The 16,942-nt window shown below is 71.2% G+C and carries 21 protein-coding genes and 1 pseudogene; 7 read left to right on the top strand and 15 right to left on the bottom strand.

All coding sequences use genetic code 11. The annotated features are described in order from the left end of the window. Positions 1-209: 209 nt before the first annotated feature. From ACH4N1_RS20970 to ACH4N1_RS20945, 6 genes and pseudogenes are all read right to left on the bottom strand, one after another. Positions 210-620 (bottom strand): ATP-binding protein, encoded by a 411-nt coding sequence (locus tag ACH4N1_RS20970; RefSeq protein WP_398098994.1) that lies wholly within the window; start codon positions 618-620, stop codon positions 210-212. A gap of 198 nt (positions 621-818) precedes the next feature. Continuing rightward, complete coding sequence (locus tag ACH4N1_RS20965; RefSeq protein WP_398098993.1) at positions 819-1,259, bottom strand: (deoxy)nucleoside triphosphate pyrophosphohydrolase; 441 nt, start codon at positions 1,257-1,259, stop codon at positions 819-821. Between the two features lie 53 nt (positions 1,260-1,312). After that, on the bottom strand, positions 1,313-1,480 hold the full coding sequence (locus ACH4N1_RS20960; protein ID WP_398098991.1) for an SPOR domain-containing protein: 168 nt from the start codon (positions 1,478-1,480) through the stop codon (positions 1,313-1,315). Between the two features lie 491 nt (positions 1,481-1,971). After that, positions 1,972-2,724, bottom strand: coding sequence for a GntR family transcriptional regulator (locus tag ACH4N1_RS20955; RefSeq protein WP_398098989.1), 753 nt, complete (start codon positions 2,722-2,724; stop codon positions 1,972-1,974). Positions 2,725-2,871: 147 nt separating this feature from the next. Next, a complete protein-coding gene (locus ACH4N1_RS20950) occupies positions 2,872-4,098 on the bottom strand; it encodes a DUF4190 domain-containing protein (RefSeq protein ID WP_398098987.1) in 1,227 nt (408 codons plus the stop codon). A 371-nt stretch (positions 4,099-4,469) separates the two neighbouring features. Further along, a pseudogene (locus ACH4N1_RS20945) lies at positions 4,470-4,703 on the bottom strand (hypothetical protein); the annotation flags it as partial. Between the two features lie 79 nt (positions 4,704-4,782). Here ACH4N1_RS20945 and ACH4N1_RS20940 point away from each other — a divergent pair. Both ACH4N1_RS20940 and ACH4N1_RS20935 read left to right on the top strand, forming a co-directional pair. Then, complete coding sequence (locus ACH4N1_RS20940) at positions 4,783-5,337, top strand: hypothetical protein (protein ID WP_398098985.1); 555 nt, start codon at positions 4,783-4,785, stop codon at positions 5,335-5,337. A gap of 94 nt (positions 5,338-5,431) precedes the next feature. After that, positions 5,432-5,953 (top strand): ATP-binding protein, encoded by a 522-nt coding sequence (locus tag ACH4N1_RS20935; protein ID WP_398098983.1) that lies wholly within the window; start codon positions 5,432-5,434, stop codon positions 5,951-5,953. Positions 5,954-6,073: 120 nt separating this feature from the next. On the opposite strand, the gene ACH4N1_RS20930 is transcribed toward ACH4N1_RS20935, so the two are convergent. From ACH4N1_RS20930 to ychF, 5 genes are all read right to left on the bottom strand, one after another. Beyond that, the gene (locus ACH4N1_RS20930) at positions 6,074-6,754 is read right to left on the bottom strand and encodes a hypothetical protein (protein WP_398098981.1); all 681 of its coding nucleotides are present in this window, start codon (positions 6,752-6,754) and stop codon (positions 6,074-6,076) included. A 57-nt stretch (positions 6,755-6,811) separates the two neighbouring features. After that, positions 6,812-7,090 (bottom strand): hypothetical protein, encoded by a 279-nt coding sequence (locus ACH4N1_RS20925; protein ID WP_398098980.1) that lies wholly within the window; start codon positions 7,088-7,090, stop codon positions 6,812-6,814. A gap of 159 nt (positions 7,091-7,249) precedes the next feature. After that, positions 7,250-7,504 (bottom strand): Txe/YoeB family addiction module toxin, encoded by a 255-nt coding sequence (locus ACH4N1_RS20920; protein WP_398098978.1) that lies wholly within the window; start codon positions 7,502-7,504, stop codon positions 7,250-7,252. Beyond that, on the bottom strand, positions 7,501-7,782 hold the full coding sequence (locus tag ACH4N1_RS20915) for a type II toxin-antitoxin system Phd/YefM family antitoxin (protein WP_398098976.1): 282 nt from the start codon (positions 7,780-7,782) through the stop codon (positions 7,501-7,503). The genes ACH4N1_RS20920 and ACH4N1_RS20915 overlap by 4 nt, the downstream gene beginning before the upstream one ends. A 194-nt stretch (positions 7,783-7,976) precedes the next feature. After that, entirely contained in the window at positions 7,977-9,065 is a 1,089-nt protein-coding gene (ychF, locus tag ACH4N1_RS20910) for a redox-regulated ATPase YchF (RefSeq protein ID WP_366060701.1), read from the bottom strand. A 556-nt stretch (positions 9,066-9,621) separates the two neighbouring features. Here ychF and ACH4N1_RS20905 point away from each other — a divergent pair. Beyond that, positions 9,622-10,035: a DUF6542 domain-containing protein gene (locus ACH4N1_RS20905; RefSeq protein ID WP_398099183.1), complete on the top strand. Its 414-nt coding sequence runs from the start codon at positions 9,622-9,624 to the stop codon at positions 10,033-10,035. A 202-nt stretch (positions 10,036-10,237) separates the two neighbouring features. Here the strand turns inward: ACH4N1_RS20905 and ppgK are convergent, their stop codons facing one another. Continuing rightward, entirely contained in the window at positions 10,238-10,987 is a 750-nt protein-coding gene (ppgK, locus tag ACH4N1_RS20900) for a polyphosphate--glucose phosphotransferase (RefSeq protein WP_366060704.1), read from the bottom strand. Between the two features lie 29 nt (positions 10,988-11,016). Continuing rightward, positions 11,017-12,033, bottom strand: a complete 1,017-nt coding sequence (locus tag ACH4N1_RS20895) for a 4-hydroxy-3-methylbut-2-enyl diphosphate reductase (protein WP_398098973.1) — start codon at positions 12,031-12,033, stop codon at positions 11,017-11,019. Positions 12,034-12,142: 109 nt separating this feature from the next. Between ACH4N1_RS20895 and xseA the strand changes: the two genes are divergently transcribed. From xseA to ACH4N1_RS20880, 3 genes are all read left to right on the top strand, one after another. After that, positions 12,143-13,366, top strand: coding sequence for an exodeoxyribonuclease VII large subunit (xseA, locus tag ACH4N1_RS20890; RefSeq protein ID WP_398098971.1), 1,224 nt, complete (start codon positions 12,143-12,145; stop codon positions 13,364-13,366). Beyond that, entirely contained in the window at positions 13,363-13,596 is a 234-nt protein-coding gene (locus ACH4N1_RS20885; RefSeq protein WP_398098970.1) for an exodeoxyribonuclease VII small subunit, read from the top strand. The genes xseA and ACH4N1_RS20885 overlap by 4 nt, the downstream gene beginning before the upstream one ends. Positions 13,597-13,762: 166 nt before the next feature. Then, entirely contained in the window at positions 13,763-14,353 is a 591-nt protein-coding gene (locus tag ACH4N1_RS20880) for a malonic semialdehyde reductase (RefSeq protein WP_398098968.1), read from the top strand. A 101-nt stretch (positions 14,354-14,454) separates the two neighbouring features. Here the strand turns inward: ACH4N1_RS20880 and ACH4N1_RS20875 are convergent, their stop codons facing one another. After that, the gene (locus ACH4N1_RS20875) at positions 14,455-14,982 is read right to left on the bottom strand and encodes a DUF4245 domain-containing protein (RefSeq protein ID WP_382795034.1); all 528 of its coding nucleotides are present in this window, start codon (positions 14,980-14,982) and stop codon (positions 14,455-14,457) included. A gap of 125 nt (positions 14,983-15,107) precedes the next feature. On the opposite strand from ACH4N1_RS20875, the gene glpX reads away from it, so the two are divergent. Then, on the top strand, positions 15,108-16,142 hold the full coding sequence (glpX, locus tag ACH4N1_RS20870) for a class II fructose-bisphosphatase (RefSeq protein ID WP_382795031.1): 1,035 nt from the start codon (positions 15,108-15,110) through the stop codon (positions 16,140-16,142). Between the two features lie 390 nt (positions 16,143-16,532). Here glpX and ACH4N1_RS20865 read toward each other — a convergent pair whose 3' ends face one another. Beyond that, the gene (locus ACH4N1_RS20865; RefSeq protein ID WP_366060711.1) at positions 16,533-16,907 is read right to left on the bottom strand and encodes a WhiB family transcriptional regulator; all 375 of its coding nucleotides are present in this window, start codon (positions 16,905-16,907) and stop codon (positions 16,533-16,535) included. Positions 16,908-16,942: the final 35 nt, after the last annotated feature.

Below are 16,942 nucleotides of genomic sequence, written 5' to 3'. Positions count from 1 at the left end.
GGTGTCCGGGCGGCCGCCGGCGGGACCGCGAAAGCCCGGATTCCCGGCCCGGATCCGGCCTCGGAACGGGCCCGGTCCGGGCATCGCTCCCGGCCTCCGGATCCGTGCGGGCGCGTGCGTCGGCCGGGTGATCCGCGCGGGCACGTACGTCAGCCGGGCGATCCGCGCGGGCGCGTACGTCAGCCGGGCGATCCGCGCGGGCATGTACGTCAGCCGGGGACCGCCAGTTCGAACCACACCGTCTTGCCCGTGCCGCCGGGCCGGCTCCCCCAGCGGCGCGAGGAGGAGGCGACCAGTTGCAGTCCGCGGCCGCTCTCGTCGTCGGTCCGGGCGGCACGCTCGCGGGGCGGGTCCGGCACCGGGTCGGAGACCTCCACGAGCAGTACCTCGGGGAGACCGGCGGGCCGCACCAGGCGGACCCCGATGGGACCGGTGGCGTGCCGCAGGGCGTTCGTCACGAGTTCGCTGACCAGCAGGGCGGCGACGTCACCGAGGCTGTCGAGGCCCCAGCGGCACAACTGCCCCCGTACCGCGGCCCGGGCGGCGCGCACCGCACCGGCTTCCGCGGGGAACGTCCACCCGGCGCAGTCGCCTTCGGTGTCGTCGATCACGCCGATCACTTCCCGGGCCGGCGAAGCACACCCGCGTCCGATCAAGGGGTGTTGACAGAGATATACCCGTTATGCGGCATGAGTACCGCGCGGGACGGCGCACGGTGGCGCCGAAGCCACGTCGAGGGGGCACGGAGAGCGCGCGGGAGGGAGTGACGGCGACGGGGTGACGGCGCTGGAGCGGCGGCGGTGACGGAGTGGCGGCGATCAGCGCGGGTCGGCCGCCGCCGCCGGCGGCTCCCCGGCTCCGTCGCCCAGCCGCGCGGCCACCTCCCGTACCGCCGGGACGTCCTGGTCGAGCCAGTCGACGTCCCAGATCTCCTCCGGCGCGAGCCAGCGCAGGCCGTCGTGGTCCTGGAGGGGGGCGGGCGGGGTGGAGGCGGGCTCCAGGCGGGCGGTCCACACCTGCAGGGCGTAGGGCGGCCTCAGCGGCCACTCCCCCGGGACGCGCTCCAGGGCTCTCGCGTCGACGCCGAGTTCCTCGCGCAGTTCGCGGACGAGGGCTTCCTCGGGCCGCTCACCCGGCTCCACCTTGCCGCCGGGCAGCTCCCAGCGCCCGGCGAGTTCGGGGGGTGCGCTGCGGCGTGCGGCGAGCAGGCGGCCGCCGTCGAGGAGGGCGGCTCCGACCACCACGATCCGTTCCGTCATGCGCGGGAGCCTACGGGAGCGGCCGGGCACCGGTTCCGTGCGCCGTCGCCGTGCTAGGCGATGTGTTCGACCCAGTAGAGCTGTTTGTGGCCGCGGTTGTCGAGGCTGTCAGCGATCTTCTGGGCCTCGGCGCGGGTCGCGTACCGGCCGACGCGGTAGCGATTGCCGTTGTCGTCCTGGCGTATGACGAGCCAGGGCAGAGAGACCGTGCCGTCGTTCACCGCGCCCCACGCCCCCTTCTCGCCCCGGCCGGGTCGGATCCCGTCCGTGGCGCGACCCGCGTCTCGCCCTGTGAGGAAACCGCAATCCGCATATGCCCGAGCGTACGCCCAACCTTTACGGAGCGAATACGGCTTTTCACAAACAGGTACGCAACCAGCCAACGCGCAGGGGGCGCACGGGACCGAACGCGCCGCCCGTCCACCGCGATGTCTCCGGTCGGCGTGCTGCCGGGCACCCGGCGGTCGACCTGCGGGAACGTGCGAGAACGACCGGATTCCGACGGCCCGCGGACGGCTACGCGGCGGGCCGTTTCCGGGGGCAACTGCCAGGGGGGTGTGCGCTGTCACCACAGAGGTGTGCGCCACTTCACCCCCGCACTCGGGGCGGCGCCCGCCGGCACACCGGGACGGGGCGTCCCGGCCCCGCGGCGGGACGGCGGCCCCGGCACCGCGGCGGACGGCTCCAGCCCCTCACCGGCGGGGGCGGGCGGCTATCTCACCGGCAGGTGGTAGGAGACCCGGTAGCGGTCGGCGGGGATGACCACGTCCGCCGTCTCGACCGCGCGGCCGGAGGCGTAGTAGGTGCGCTGGACGACCAGGACGACGTGCCCCGGTACGCCGCCCAGGGTGAGGAGTTCCTCCGCGAGGCCGGGACGGGCGCCGACGTCCTCGGTGACGTTGTCCACGACGACGTCGATGGCGCGCATGCGCTCGACCACGCCCATGCCGCCGAGCGGTCCCTCCTCGGGCAGCATGACGGGCGTGCGGCCGGTGACCGCGAGGGGCTCCCAGGAGGTGGAGAGCATCATCGCCTCACCGGCCTCCCGGAACACGTACTTGGTGCGCATCACGCGGTCGCCGGGCTTGATGCCGAGCCGCTCCGCCACGGCCCGGCCGGCCTCCACCTGCTCACTGCCGGACTCCCAGGTGCCGCGCGCCACGGCGTCCGCCTGCTCCTGCCGGAACGGGGTCGCGCCGGACTCCGGGCGGTACCCGGAGCGCACGATCCGGCGCGGCACCGGACGCTCGCGCACGTACGTCCCCGAACCGGAGCGGCCCTCGACCAGGCCCTCCGCCATCAGCACCTTGCGCGCCTCCAGCGCGACGGTGTCGGAGACGCCGTACTCCTCGCGGATGCGGGCCTGGGACGGGAGGCGGGTGCGCGGTGGCAGCGAGCCGTCGACGATCTGCTTGCGGAGATCGCCCGCGACCCGCAGGTACGCAGGCTGCTCACCGAATGTCACTGGCCGCTCCCATCAGGTTGTACAGACAGCAACAGCGTGGCAACCATCAGTTGTCCCGTGCAAGCAAAGGCCAGAGAATCACTCGATGTGATGACTTATGCCGGGGAGGGGCTTTACGCAGGCGGTTTCTCCCCGCTATGGACGCGATCACACATCCAGGCCGCCGTCGTCTCCCCCGGCGCTCCCGCCCTCGCTGTCCTCCTCGTACGCGGGCGGCCTGGTGACCAGCCCCAGAGCATTGCGGGCGGTGACGGTCGCGGCACCGTCGACGTACGAGTAGGCGGTGTCGTAGTGCTCGTAGAAGGTGTCCACGTCGGCCGCGGTCGATGCCGCCGTCCACTCCTTGCCCGCCTTGCCCATGTCCTTGACCAGGGCGGCGACGGGTTCGTCGGCGCCGGTCCGCCAGGTGTGCCCGTCCAGCACCGCGGCCTGCTCGGCGGTCGCGTCGGCGACGTCGCCGGCCCAGGCCCTGTTGGCGTCCAGGTCCTCCTCGGCGTAGTCCTCGGGCTCCTCGTAGAGCGCGTCGTCGAGGACGTTCATCGCCTCGAGGAAGGCCAGTTGGTCGGCGGTCAGGGTCGTGGCGTCGGAGCGCAGCGAGCCGGTCAGCGAGGACCGCTCATCGGTGTGGGCGAAGACGCAGACGATCTGGCGGTCGCCCCACTCCCAGCTCTCCCGCGTGGGCGTGAGGTGGTAGACGTCGATCTCCTCGGTCAGCGCCCAGGTGTCCATCGCGTACTCGGTCTCGAGGGTGCGGCACTCGTCCTCGGCCTCGTCCGCCACCCGGTCGTCGCCCGGGTAGCTCCCGCCGGTCAGCGGGACGGTGCCGAACACCTCGCCCTCGTGCTCGCCGGCGCAGTCCACCGTGTCGACGTCGTAGACGTCCCCGCCGACGGAGTCGCCCGGCACGTCGAAGCAGTCGCCCTTGACCAGGGAGAGGCTGGAGGTGCCCCGCGCGCCCTCCTTGAACCCCTCCCAGAACGAGGAGGCGCCCCCCGTGGCGAGCGCCAGCACCCACAGCGCGAGCCCGAGCGAGGACAGCACGGCCCCGCCGATCGCCATGCCCGAGCCGCGCTCCCCGCGCTTCCTGATCTGCACCAGCGCGACGATCCCGAGCACCAGGCCGACGGCCGGCAGGAAGCACAGCACGCCGAGGACGAGCGCGGCGATCGCGACCCCGTTGACCGGCGCGGGCCGGTTGAGGGGCAGGTACCCCTGCCCCCAGACCGCGTACGGCGCCCCCGCGTACGGCCCCTGGGGCGCCTGGGGCGCCTGCGGGCCGTACGGCTGCTGCGGGTACGGGCCCGGCCCCTGCGGCTGCGGAGGCCCGTACGGGTCCTGAGGCTGCTGGGGCCCGGAGGGCGGGGGTATGGACACGAGTGGCGTGCTCCTGGATCGGACGGGGCGGGCGGGTCGGGCGGGGCGGGCCGCGCGGGCTGCACGCCGTGATGCAGAACTGACGTACGACTGCGCATGGTAAGCGCGGTGCGGGCGGGGGCGGTACGGGGGTCGCGAACACGACGATCCGGGCGGCGGGGACGCCCACCACCAGAGGGCTCGCCGTCCGACGGCCCGTCACCCGGCGGCTCGTCATCCGGCGGGTCGCCACCCCCGGGTGGAGCGGCCGGAGATCACGCGGCCTTCCCGACGGGGCAGCCAGCCGGGCCGCATCCGCTCGACGGCACCGGCCCGGACACCGGCACGCCGTCCGTCCGTGCGCCGCCCGTCGACGAACACATGACGGCACCTCAGGTACCAGGACGGGCGGGCACGCCCTCACCCGCCGTCCGCCGCTCACGGGAGGGCCGAGCGGCAGGCAGGTCACCCGGACCGTAAGCGGCGTCGAGCCCCGGACGGTCGACTCCGCGGCGCGAGACCGCCACGACGGGAACGGGCTCGTCGGTGAGAGCGGCTCGGTGGTAGTGGAGAGCTGCCGGGTCGTACCGGTCGAAGGGCGACCGCTCCAGCCGCTCGACCGAGCCGGCGGAGAACGGTTGCCCGGCGATGTCAGGCGGCACGGCAACCGGACGCACCGGCCGAGGGCGCTGTTACCTTCCGCCCATGACCGCATCAGACGCTCTGCTTCGCCGCCTCGAGCAGGACTCGTCGCTGGCTGCCGCGCTGGCCTGGCCAGGTGACTTCGACGTGGACCGCCGGGATCCCGTCGAGGATCTCGTCCTCCCGTCCGGCCGGCCGCTGCACCCGGTGGCCGGATGCGGCGCCGGCGGCACGTACTTCCTCTGCGGGGAAGCCGGGTCCAGGGAGCGACCTGTCCTGTACGCCGATTCCGAGGGTCAGGCCACGCTGATCGGCGCCGACCTCGTCGAGGCCGTCACCCTCGTCGTCGTCCTGCCTTTCTGGCGCGACCTGGCGAAGGGCTTCGTGATCAGCGAGCTCGGCTCGGACCTCCGGGCCGGCCACCCGGACTTCGACGCCGAGCGCGACCGCCTCCTGCACGCCCTCGGGCTTGCTCCCCTCTCCGCGGAGGAGGCTGCCGCTCGGCTGCTGGCCGTGGCCGCGCGGACGGCCCCCGACCACGTGCCGCGCGTGCGGGACGACGACCACCTGCCGTACGGGCTCATGTTCCCGAGCGGTCCTGTGCGGCGAAGCGGGTGAGGGCGTCCCGGCGCCGACGTGAACGGCGAGGCCGGTCGGGCGGCGGGCGACGACGTGGCCGAGCCCCCGTCGCAGGGCACTACCGTTGAGTCCCGTGATCGTATGGCTCAACGGCACCCACGGCGCGGGCAAGACGACGACCAGTGCACTCGTGCAGCAATTGATCCCGGATTCACGCGTGTTCGACGCCGAGAAAGTCGGCGAGACACTCATGGACATCACGCCGGGACTGCCCGAGACGGACAACTTCCAGCACTGGCCTCCGTGGCGGCCGCTCGTCGTCGAGACCGCCCGCCGCGTTCTCGACTACACCGGCGGCACTCTGGTGATGCCCATGACTGTTCTGGTCGAGCAGTACTGGCGCGAGATCAGCACGGGCCTCGCCCGACATGCCATCCCGGTACGGCACTTCGTCCTCCACGCCGACCAGGCCACTCTCCGCGGGCGCATCGAGGGGGACACGGTTCTCGGCCCCTCCCCGTTCCGCCTCAAGTACCTCGAGCCCTACGCCGAGGCAGCCCGCACGTGGCTGCACGGCGAGGCCGAGGTCGTCGACACCACGCACCTCACGCCCGCCGAGGCCGCCCGGCAGATCGCGGAGGCCGTCAGGAGCTGAGGTTCGCCCGTCACGCGAAAGCAGCCGCAGGCGACAACGGAAAACGACCTTCCGGTGCCGGGCAGAGCGGCCGGAGCCCCCGGACCGGTCCGTCATCGCCGTGTCATGTCGCCTCCGAGATCAGTCGAGCTTCTCGAACGAAGGTCTCGGCGCGATGATGGGCGTACGCTTTTCATTGATATTGAGCCACGTAGGCGCTTCCACCGACATGAGCTTTCGGTCGACAGTGATGAGATTCTGCTGCGCCGCCTCGTTCAGGGCATCAAGTATGTCGACCACCTTCACCTTCCCGTACTTCTCCAGTTGCACCTGGATCTTCTGGGCCTTCACACTCGGCTTGTAGTAATAGGGCGCACGATCGTGCCTGCCGACCGTCAGAATCGCTTCAGCGACTGCCTCATAAGCATCGTTGAACAAGCCCATGAAGCCGTCCGGGTCCGGTAGCGCGACCAGGTGGAGACTCTTCCACCTCTGATATCCGGCCGGAAGGTCCAGGGCCTGGGGAACGATCGCCACTCGGAGCCCGTTACCGTCTTCGAGTTGATGCCAATTACTCTTGATGGTCGCGGCGGCAAACCGCGCCTTCTCTGCACTGCTCAGGAACAGGTCGGTCTTCCACACCTTCTTGATCCGTTTCCGAAGCTCAGGCTCGGCGGCGACACCGCGAGCAGCGATCGGCACCCAGGATCCGAATGCGAAGGGTCGACCTGATCCGTCAGGCAACAACACCGCATCACCACTGGCGTTGTTGACAACAGCCTCGGTGAATCCGAGATGGCGTGCACGCTCGTGCCCGAACATCAGGGACGTCGGTCTGTCCAAGTCGGCGAAGGACCTGGGGCTCACTTCCCTGAGCGCTTAACCGACCAGATCGACAACTCTCGGTTCGCCGCCGACAATCGCCTCGTGAACGGCCCACTCGAACCCGTCTCCGCGCGATCCCTTATCGCGGTGGAGGCGAGCGAGCTTAGCGAGCTGCCGAAACGTGACGTCCACCCGATCGCAATTGAGGTCTTCGAGGTCCGCCTGCGACAGTTCATCGAAGTGAGCTCTCAAAATTGATCGCGACACCGCGTAAAGAGCACGACCGTACTCATCGACCGGTTCAGCCTGACTCAGGAAGGTGACATCAGCCATTCAGTAACTCTGCATTCCTTCACACCGGAAGTTGGATCGGAACTCGGCCACAGGGAAGCGGAACATCGAACGCAGGGATCCCGCCTGCGAAAACGGAGGTTTCGGGGAGGCCGTCTGAGCACGTGAGGCGACTTCGAGCACACATCGAACACTCATCGCTCAGTAGTGGTACCGGGCGGCGAGGATGACGATCTCCTTGTCCATCACCAGGTACACGAGGCGGTGCTCGTCGTCGATCCGTCGCGACCAAGCCCCCGGCAAGTGGTACTTCAGCGGCTCAGGCTTGCCGATTCCCGAGAAGGGATCACGCCTGACGTCCTCGATGAGCTTGTTGATCCGAACGAGCATCTTGCGGTCGCTCTTGAGCCAGGACGTGCAGTCCTCCCAGCCCTGGTCCTCGAAGAGAAGCCTCACGCGGCACCCGAACCAGGGGCCGGCAGGTCCGGATCGATCAGCTCGCGCTCCGACACGTCGACGTGGGACAGGGCGTTCTCGTACGCCTTGAGCAGCCGCCGGGCGTTCGCCGGCGAGCGCAGTAGGTACGAGCCCTCGCGCAGCGCCGCATAGTCTTCGGCCGAGACAAGCACGGCGTTGCCGTGCTTCGAGACGATCTCGACGGCCTCGTGGTTCTCGTTGACCTTCTTGATGAGCGGGAACAGTTCTTTGCGGGCTTCACTCGCGGTTATCGACATGACCTGACCCTTCCCTCAAGTGGTACCTGATAACGTACCACTCTTGGTGTCGTTCGGGAGGGGAAAACGATTGATGTGCGATCAGCTGTCCCCGCACCGGTCCGGCAGGGAAAAGGCCAGGGGCCGCTCCCGGAGGAGTGACCCCTTCCCACCTGCGTGTTCGCCAGGCTGACGATGTGGTGGTGCGTCGCCCGCTACACGTTGAAGCGGAACTCCACCACGTCCCCGTCCTGCATCACGTAGTCCTTGCCCTCCATGCGGGCCTTGCCCTTGGCGCGGGCCTCGGCCACCGAGCCGGTCTCCACCAGGTCGGCGAAGGAGATGACCTCCGCCTTGATGAAGCCCTTCTGGAAGTCGGTGTGGATGACGCCGGCGGCCTCGGGAGCGGTGGCGCCCTTCTTGATCGTCCAGGCGCGGGATTCCTTGGGGCCGGCCGTGAGGTAGGTCTGGAGGCCGAGGGTGTCGAAGCCGACGCGGGCGAGGGTGGTCAGGCCCGGTTCCTCGGCGCCGACCGACTCCAGCAGCTCCATGGCGTCCGCCTCGTCGAGTTCGGCGAGGTCCGCCTCCAGCTTGGCGTTGAGGAAGATCGCCTCGGCGGGGGCGACCAGGGCGCGCTGCTCGTCCTTGAAGTCCTCGTCCATCAGCTCGTCCTCGTCGACGTTGAAGACGTAGAGGAAGGGCTTGGTGGTGAGCAGGTGCAGGTCGTGCAGCAGTTCGTTGCGCTCGGTGCCCTGGACGATCCCGTGCGAGAAGAGCGTGTCGCCCTTCTCCAGGATCTCCTTGGCCTCCTCGACGGCCTTCACCTTCGGGCCGATGTCCTTCTTGATGCGCGACTCCTTCTGGAGCCGGGGAAGGACCTTCTCGACGGTCTGGAGGTCGGCGAGGATCAGCTCGGTGTTGATCGTCTCGATGTCGTCCTTCGGCGAGACCTTGCCGTCGACGTGCACGACGTTCTCGTCCTTGAAGGCGCGGATGACCTGGCAGATCGCGTCGGACTCGCGGATGTTCGCCAGGAACTTGTTGCCCAGGCCCTCTCCCTCGGACGCGCCGCGCACGATGCCCGCGATGTCGACGAAGTCGACCGTCGCCGGGAGGATCCGCTGCGAGCCGAAGATCTCCGCGAGCTTGGTGAGCCGGGCGTCGGGGACGCCCACGACACCCACGTTCGGCTCGATCGTGGCGAACGGGTAGTTGGCCGCCAGCACGTCGTTCTTGGTCAGGGCGTTGAACAGGGTCGACTTGCCGACATTCGGCAGACCGACGATTCCGATCGTGAGCGACACGTTGCGACTTCCCGTAGTGAGAGGGCCAGGGGGCCAGGGGGCTGGCCGATCCACCAGTTTACGGCGTGCCCGCGCCCGCCCCGGCGGACCTGTCGAACGCTTGGCCAAGGTCGTCCCTCCGGCGTGTCCCGGGCCCGATTCGGCACATAAACCGACCTAGGTTGGACCGGTGGAGCAACACAGGACGCGACCCCCGCAGAACGGAACGCGGCGCGGCGGCCCGCCCCTGCCGCCACAGACCGGCCGCGGCGGGGCCGGCGGCGCCCGCCGCGGACGGGGGCCGGTGGGTACCGGCCGGAGGAACGCGGCACGCGGTTCCGATTCCGGTGCGCCGCGCGACTCGGGTCCCGGTACGCCGCGCGACTCGGGTCCCGGTACGCCGCGCAACTCGGGTCCCGGTACGCCGCGCGGATCAGGTCCCGGTACGCCGCGCGGATCAGGTCCCGGTACGCCGCGCGGATCAGGTCCCGGTACGCCGCGCGGATCAGGTCCCGGTGCGCCGCCCCGGCCGGGCGGTACGCCGCGGCTCCCGAAACCGGCCCGCGCACCCGCGTCGCTGCCGCCCCCGGCCGCGGCCCGGCGGCTGCCGAGTCCCCGGCTCACCGGCCTCGGCACCGGCCTGTTCAGCGTGCTGCTGATGCTGACGCTCGGCTGGCTCGACCGGCTGCTGGGTGCCTCGCAGACGGCGTACGGCGTGCTGTTCCTGCCGGTGTGCGTGCTGTGCGGGCTGTGGGTGCGGCAGGCCGAACTGCTCGCCGCGCCCGTCGTGGTGCCGATCGCCTTCGCCGTGGGCGTCCTGCCGCTGGCGAAGGACAGCGACGGGCCCGGCGCCCGGCTGATGGCGCTGGCCACCGCCCTGGCCACCCAGGTGGGCTGGCTGTACGGCGGCACGCTCCTGGCCGCGCTGACCGTGCTGGTGCGCCGGGTGGTCCTGGTGGCCCGGCGACGGGCCGCCGCCCGCCGCCGGTGACCCGAGTCGGAGATTTTCGGGTGGTTCTCGCGAGCTGCCTGACGTGCCGGAGGCCGGACTTCAGCAGGCCGGCTCGGACCTGGCCTGCTGAAGTCCGGCCTCCGGTTGACGGCCGCCCGTCTGGCGAAGAACTTCCGACTCAGGTCACGAGGGTCCGTCCGGCGGCGGCTCCGGCCCCGGTGTGCGGGGCCGGGCAGGGCCGCTAGCGGCTCTCCTTCGCCGCCCGCATCGCCGCGCCGACGATCCCCGCGTTGTTCTGGAGCTGCGCCGGGACGATCTCCGCCTTGATGCCGTCGATGTGGTGCAGGAACTTCTCGGACTTGCGGCTGACGCCGCCGCCGATGATGAACAGCTCGGGCGAGAAGAGCATCTCGACGTGCGCGAGGTACTTCTGGACGCGGTGCGCCCAGTGCTCCCAGGTCAGTTCCTCGTCCTCCCGGGCCTTGCTGGAGGCGCGCTTCTCCGCGTCGTGGCCGTGCAGTTCGAGGTGGCCCAGCTCCGTGTTGGGGACGAGGACCCCGTCCACGAAGACGGCACTGCCGATGCCGGTGCCGAAGGTGAGGAGGATGACCGTGCCCCGGCGGTCGCGGCCGGCGCCGAAGGCGACCTCGGCGACGCCCGCCGCGTCGGCGTCGTTGACCACCGTCACCGGCAGTCCGCCCAGCCGCTCGCCGAACAGGGCGCGCGCGTCCGTGTCGATCCAGCTCTTGTCGACGTTGGCCGCCGTACGGATCGTGGAGCCGCCGGTGACCACGCCGGGGAAGGTCAGGCCGACCGGGCCCGTCCAGCCGAAGTTCTCGATCACCTGCCGCACGCCGTCGGCGACGCCGTCGGGCGTCGCCGGCTGCGGGGTGAGCACCTTGAAGCGCTCCTGGGCGAGGTCGCCCCTGTCCAGGTCCACAGGGGCGCCCTTGATCCCGGATCCACCGATGTCCACGCCGAAGATCTGCATGGCCCCACGGTACGACGGCGGACGGACCGTCACTCGCCCGAGGTCGTCACCGGGCCGCTCCCGCCCCGCCCGGCCACCAGCGCGGCGGCCTCCTCACGCAGGTCGCGGCGGAGTTCCTTGGGCAGCGAGAAGGTGATGTGCTCGTCGGCGGCCTTCACCAGCTCCACGTCGCCGTAGCCGCGCTCGGCCAGCCGGCCGAGGACCTCGTCGACGAGGACCTCGGGGACGGAGGCGCCGGAGGTGACGCCGACCGTCGTCACCCCTTCCAGCCACGCCTCGTCGATCTCGCTCGCGAAGTCCACCAGGTAGGCCTCGCGGGCACCGGCGAGCTTGGCGACCTCGACGAGCCGCTTGGAGTTCGAGGAGTTGCGCGAGCCGACGACGATCACCAGCTCCGCCTCGGCGCCCATCTGCTTCACCGCGAGCTGACGGTTCTGCGTGGCGTAGCAGATGTCGTCGCTGGGCGGGGAGATGAGCTGCGGGAACTTGTCCTTGAGGGCGTCGACGGTCTCCATCGTCTCGTCGACGGAGAGGGTGGTCTGCGACAGCCAGACGACCTTGGAGGGGTCGCGGACCTCGACCTTGGCGACGTCCTCGGGCCCGTCGACGAGCTGGATGTGGTCGGGGGCCTCGCCGGAGGTGCCGATGACCTCCTCGTGGCCCTCGTGGCCGATCAGCAGGATGTCGTAGTCCTCGGAGGCGAACCGGACGGCTTCCTTGTGGACCTTCGTGACGAGCGGGCAGGTCGCGTCGATGGTGGCCAGCCGGCCGCGCTCGGCCTCCTGGTGGACGACCGGGGCGACGCCGTGCGCCGAGAACATGACGATGTTGCCCGGCGGGACCTCCTCCGTCCGTTCGACGAAGACGGCGCCCTTCTTCTCCAGGGTCTGCACGACGTACTTGTTGTGGACGATCTCGTGCCGGACGTAGACGGGAGCGCCGTACTGCTCCAGGGCTTTCTCGACGGCGATCACGGCGCGGTCCACTCCCGCGCAGTAGCCCCGGGGGGCGGCGAGCAGGACACGGCGGCCAGACGAAGCGGTCATGCGTCCCATCGTAAGGCCGGGTCGACGGCGCGGAGATCGCGCACGGGTCCCGGGCCGACGGGGCCGCCGCGTGCGGGGTGTTGTCGGCGCCGGCCACTACCCTCGCGGCATGGCTGTCAATACGTCCGCCGAGGCCCCGATGCCCGTCGGCGAGGTCTCGCGGCTCATCGGCGGGTGGATCGAGCGGCTCGGCGCGGTGTGGGTCGAGGGGCAGATCACCCAGTTGTCGCGGCGCCCCGGTGCGGGTGTCGTGTTCCTGACGCTGCGCGACCCGTCGCGCGACGTGTCCGTGAGCGTGACCTGCTTCCGGCAGGTCTTCGACGCGGTCGCGGACGTCGTCGGCGAGGGCGCCCGCGTCGTCGTGCACGCCAAGCCGGAGTGGTACGCCCCGCGCGGGCAGCTGTCGCTGCGGGCCGTCGAGATACGGCCCGTGGGGGTCGGGGAGCTGCTGGCCCGGCTGGAGCAGCTGAAGAGGTCGCTGGCGGCCGAGGGGCTGTTCGCCGCCGAGCGGAAGAAGCCGCTGCCCTTCCTGCCGCAGCTCATCGGGCTGGTGTGCGGGCGGGCCTCGGCCGCGGAGCGGGACGTGCTGGAGAACGCCCGGCGCCGCTGGCCCGCCGTCCGCTTCGAGGTGCGCAACGTCGCGGTGCAGGGCGTGCACGCCGTGGCGCAGGTCGTCCGGGCCGTGCAGGAGCTGGACGGCCTGGAGGGCGTGGACGTGATCGTCGTCGCGCGCGGGGGCGGCAGCGTGGAGGATCTGCTGCCGTTCTCCGACGAGCAGCTGGTGCGGGCGGTGGCGGCCTGCCGCACGCCGGTGGTGTCGGCGATCGGGCACGAGCCCGACAATCCGCTGCTGGACCACGTGGCCGACCTGCGGGCGTCCACACCGACCGACGCGGCGAAGAAGGTGGTGCCGGACGTCGGCGAGGAGCTGGAGCGGGTGCGGATGCTGCGCGGCAGGGCGAGGAGGTGCGTGGAGGCGTTCGTGGAACGCGAGGAGCGCGGGCTGGAGCACGCGCTCGGCCGGCCGGCGCTGCAGGATCCGCACCGGATGGTGGACGAGCGCGCGGAGCACGTCTCCTCGCTGGTCGACCGCTCGCGGCGGACGCTCGGACACCTCCTCGACCGCGCCGACTCCGAGCTGGCGCACACGCACGCGCGCGTGGTGGGGCTCTCCCCCGCGGCGACGCTGAAGCGGGGGTACGCGGTGCTGCAGAGGGCCGACGGGCACGTGGTCCGGGATCCGGGCGAGGTGGCGGCGGACGAGGTGCTCCGGGCGCGGGTCGCCGCAGGTGAGTTCACGGTTCGAGTCGACGATCAGGGAATGGGTGCATGACGGGCAGGACGGACGAGGCGCCGGGGTACGAGCAGGCGCGCGACGAGCTGATCGAGGTGGTGCGCCGCCTGGAGGCGGGGGGGACGACGCTGGAGGAGTCCCTCGCCCTGTGGGAGCGCGGGGAGGAGCTGGCCAAGGTGTGCCGGCGTTGGCTGGAGGGCGCGCGGGCCCGGCTGGACGCGGCGCTCACCGAGGAGGAGGAAGGAGAGGGGGCCGCGCGGGAGGAGTAGGCGGCGGCGCGGGCCGGGGCGGACGGAGCCGGTCGGTGACGCCGGGTGTGAGGCGGGTCACTGACGGCCGGGGTTTTGTTGAAAGTTGAATTTCCTTGGCGTACTGTCGAGCCCGTCAACCGGCCCGGCACCGGGCCACCGACGCCCACCCCGAGGAAGATCCCCCATGTCTCTCGTTCTTGACCCCGCCGCCCAGGACCTGCTGTTCCGCGAGGCCCACACCGCCAACACCTTCACCGACGAGCCGGTGACGGAGGAGCAGGTCCAGGCGATCTACGACCTGGTCAAGTTCGGCCCCACCGCCTTCAACCAGACCCCGCTGCGCGTCACCCTGGTCCGTTCCGCCGAGGCCCGCGAGCGCCTCGTGCAGCACATGGCCGAGGGCAACCAGGCCAAGACCGCCACCGCGCCGCTGGTCGCGATCCTCTCCGCGGACAACGAGTTCCACGAGGAGCTGCCGACCCTGTTCCCGGCGTTCCCGCAGGCCAAGGACGTCTTCTTCGCCGAGCGCCCGGCCCGCGAGGGCTCCGCCACGCTGAACGCCGCCCTCCAGGCCGCCTACTTCATCGTCGGTATCCGCGCCGCCGGTCTCGCCGCCGGCCCGATGACCGGCTTCGACGCCGAGGGCATCCGCAAGGAGTTCCTGGACGACGACCACACCCCGCTGATCGTCGTCAACATCGGCAAGCCGGGCGAGGGCGCCTCCTACCCGCGCTCCCCGCGCCTGTCGTACGAGCAGGTCTTCACCACCGTCTGAGACACGGGGCGCCCCGTCCCGGACGCGACATCCCGAGCACGACGAAGGCACCCGGCGGATCGGCCGGGTGCCTTCGTCGTGCTCGGGGTGCGGTCAGGGCCTCACGCCAGCTTCAGCGCGCCCGCCATCTGGGCCAGCCGGGCGAACGGCGCCGTACCCGTGACGACCGTGGTGGCGCCGTCGGTGCCCTCCAGCACCAGGGCGTCGTAGCGGCCGCCGGTGTAGCGGGTCCAGGTGCGGCCGCCGATCTCCTCGGTCACCTTCGTCTCGCGGGCGCCCTGGCTCGCGTCGTCGATGAACGGAGCGCGCTCCTGGGTCGACTGCTCCACCGCCACGTACTCCCCGTCGGGAGCGTGGAAGCCGAGGTGCCAGGAGTCGAACTCGGCGCCGTCGAACCGCACGGAGGTCGCCTTCCAGTCCGAGGACAGCCCCTCGGGCGCGGCCACCGGGTACGAGGCCGCGCGGCGCGCCGTCAGCAGCTCCACGCGGTAGTCGACCCGCTTCACGTCGGGAGCGGCGCTGTCGTCGTGCGGGATGAAGAAGTACATCACCAGACCGGCGACCATGATCAGGCCCAGCGAGAGCACCATGTCCCGGACCGTCTGCGTCTTGCCTTTCGAACCTGCCACGCCCCCTATCGTCGCAGGTGCCGGATGCGCTCATCCGTGGGGTCCCCTGCTCATTTTGTCGTACTGACGATAGAGTCGAGTCGAACCCTCATCCGGCCGTCGTCGTATCAGAAAGGTGCGCTCCGATGACCGAGCATCATCATCTGCCGTCCGAACTCGATGTCCCCTCCGAGGCCCCGGACCGCAACCTCGCCCTGGAACTGGTCCGGGTGACCGAAGCCGCCGCCATGGCCGCGGGCCGCTGGGTGGGACGCGGCGACAAGAACGGCGCCGACGGCGCCGCGGTGCGCGCGATGCGGACCCTCGTCTCCACCGTCTCGATGAACGGCGTCGTCGTCATCGGCGAGGGCGAGAAGGACGAAGCCCCGATGCTCTTCAACGGCGAGCGCGTCGGTGACGGCACCGGACCCGAGGTCGACATCGCCGTCGACCCCATCGACGGCACCACGCTGACGGCCAAGGGCATGCCGAACGCGATCGCCGTCCTCGCGGCCACCGAACGCGGCGCCATGTTCGACCCGTCCGCCGTGTTCTACATGGACAAGCTGGTCACCGGCCCCGAAGCCGCCGACTTCGTCGACATCGACGCCCCCGTGTCGGTGAACATCCGCCGGGTCGCCAAGGCCAAGCGGGCCACCCCGGAGGACGTCACCGTCGTCATCCTGGACCGGCCGCGGCACGAGGGGATCATCGACGAGATCCGCCGGACCGGCGCCCGCATCAAGCTGATCTCCGACGGCGACGTCGCCGGTTCCATCCTCGCGCTGCGCGAGGGCACCGGCGTCGACCTGCTCCTCGGCATCGGCGGCACCCCGGAGGGCATCATCTCGGCCTGCGCCGTGAAGTGCCTGGGCGGCACCATCCAGGGCAAGCTGTGGCCGAAGGACCAGGAGGAGCGGCAGCGCGCGATCGACGCCGGGCACGACCTCGACCGCGTGCTGACCACCGAGGACCTGGTGACCGGCGAGAACGTGTTCTTCGTCGCCACCGGCATCACGGACGGCGAGTTGCTGCGGGGCGTGCGGTACCGGTCCGAGACGGCCGTCACCGATTCGATCGTGATGCGGTCGAAGTCGGGAACGGTGCGCAGGATCGACTCCGAGCACCGGCTGAGCAAGCTGCGGGCCTACAGCGCGATCGACTTCGACCGGGCGAAGTAGCGGCGAAGCGGCTCCGCCGCCCGCCGGACGGGGCCGCGGGCAGTGGGCGCGTGCGAGCCCGCCGCCGGCCGCGGCCGTGCGGCGGAGCCGCGCGCCGATCCGGCCCCACGCCCCTCGGGGCGCGGCGGCCGCCCCGCCGGAAAGGGCGCCCCCGGTGCGGTGGGGGCGCCCTTTCCGGTGGGCGTCGTTCTGGTGCTGTGACCGGAAAGGTTCACCGGCTCGCGACGCCCGGCACGGCTCCCCCACGCTCGGCTTCGCTCGCGCGGGAGGGACCCCCACCGCCGCGTTGTCGCATCACCCGAGTACATCCAGTACGCGGGTCATGCTCCGCCTTGCGATGCACCGCACCGGACGCCGCGAGCTTTCCGGCAAACCTTTCCGGTCACAGCACTAGCCGGCGGCCGCTATGCGGTCCGCCGGTCTGGCCGCCTTCTTCAGTTCCACGTCCCGGCGACGGCGGCGGGCCAGGACCACTCGGCGTTCCGCCGCGGTCAGGCCGCCCCAGACGCCGTAGGGCTCCGGTTGGAGCAGGGCGTGTTCCCGGCACTCCACCATGACCGGGCAGCGTGCGCAGACCCGCTTGGCAGCCTCCTCGCGGGACAGGCGGGCCGCGGTGGGCTCCTTGGAGGGGGCGAAGAACAGGCCTGCCTCGTCGCGCCGGCACACCGCTTCGGTGTGCCATGGCGCGTCCTGGTCCCTGTCTCGCGCCGGCAGCAGCTGGGCCGGCACGGCAGCGACCTGGGACGAATGCGGCGATTGCAGCACGGTCTACTCCTGACGACGGCTTCGCGAGCGAGAGA

This window comes from Streptomyces sp. NPDC017202 (genome assembly GCF_044331705.1).
Taxonomy (GTDB): Bacteria; Actinomycetota; Actinomycetes; order Streptomycetales; family Streptomycetaceae; genus Streptomyces.
The sequence above is the reverse complement of the archived record's forward strand: the minus strand, read 5'-3'. Positions and strand labels throughout refer to the sequence as shown.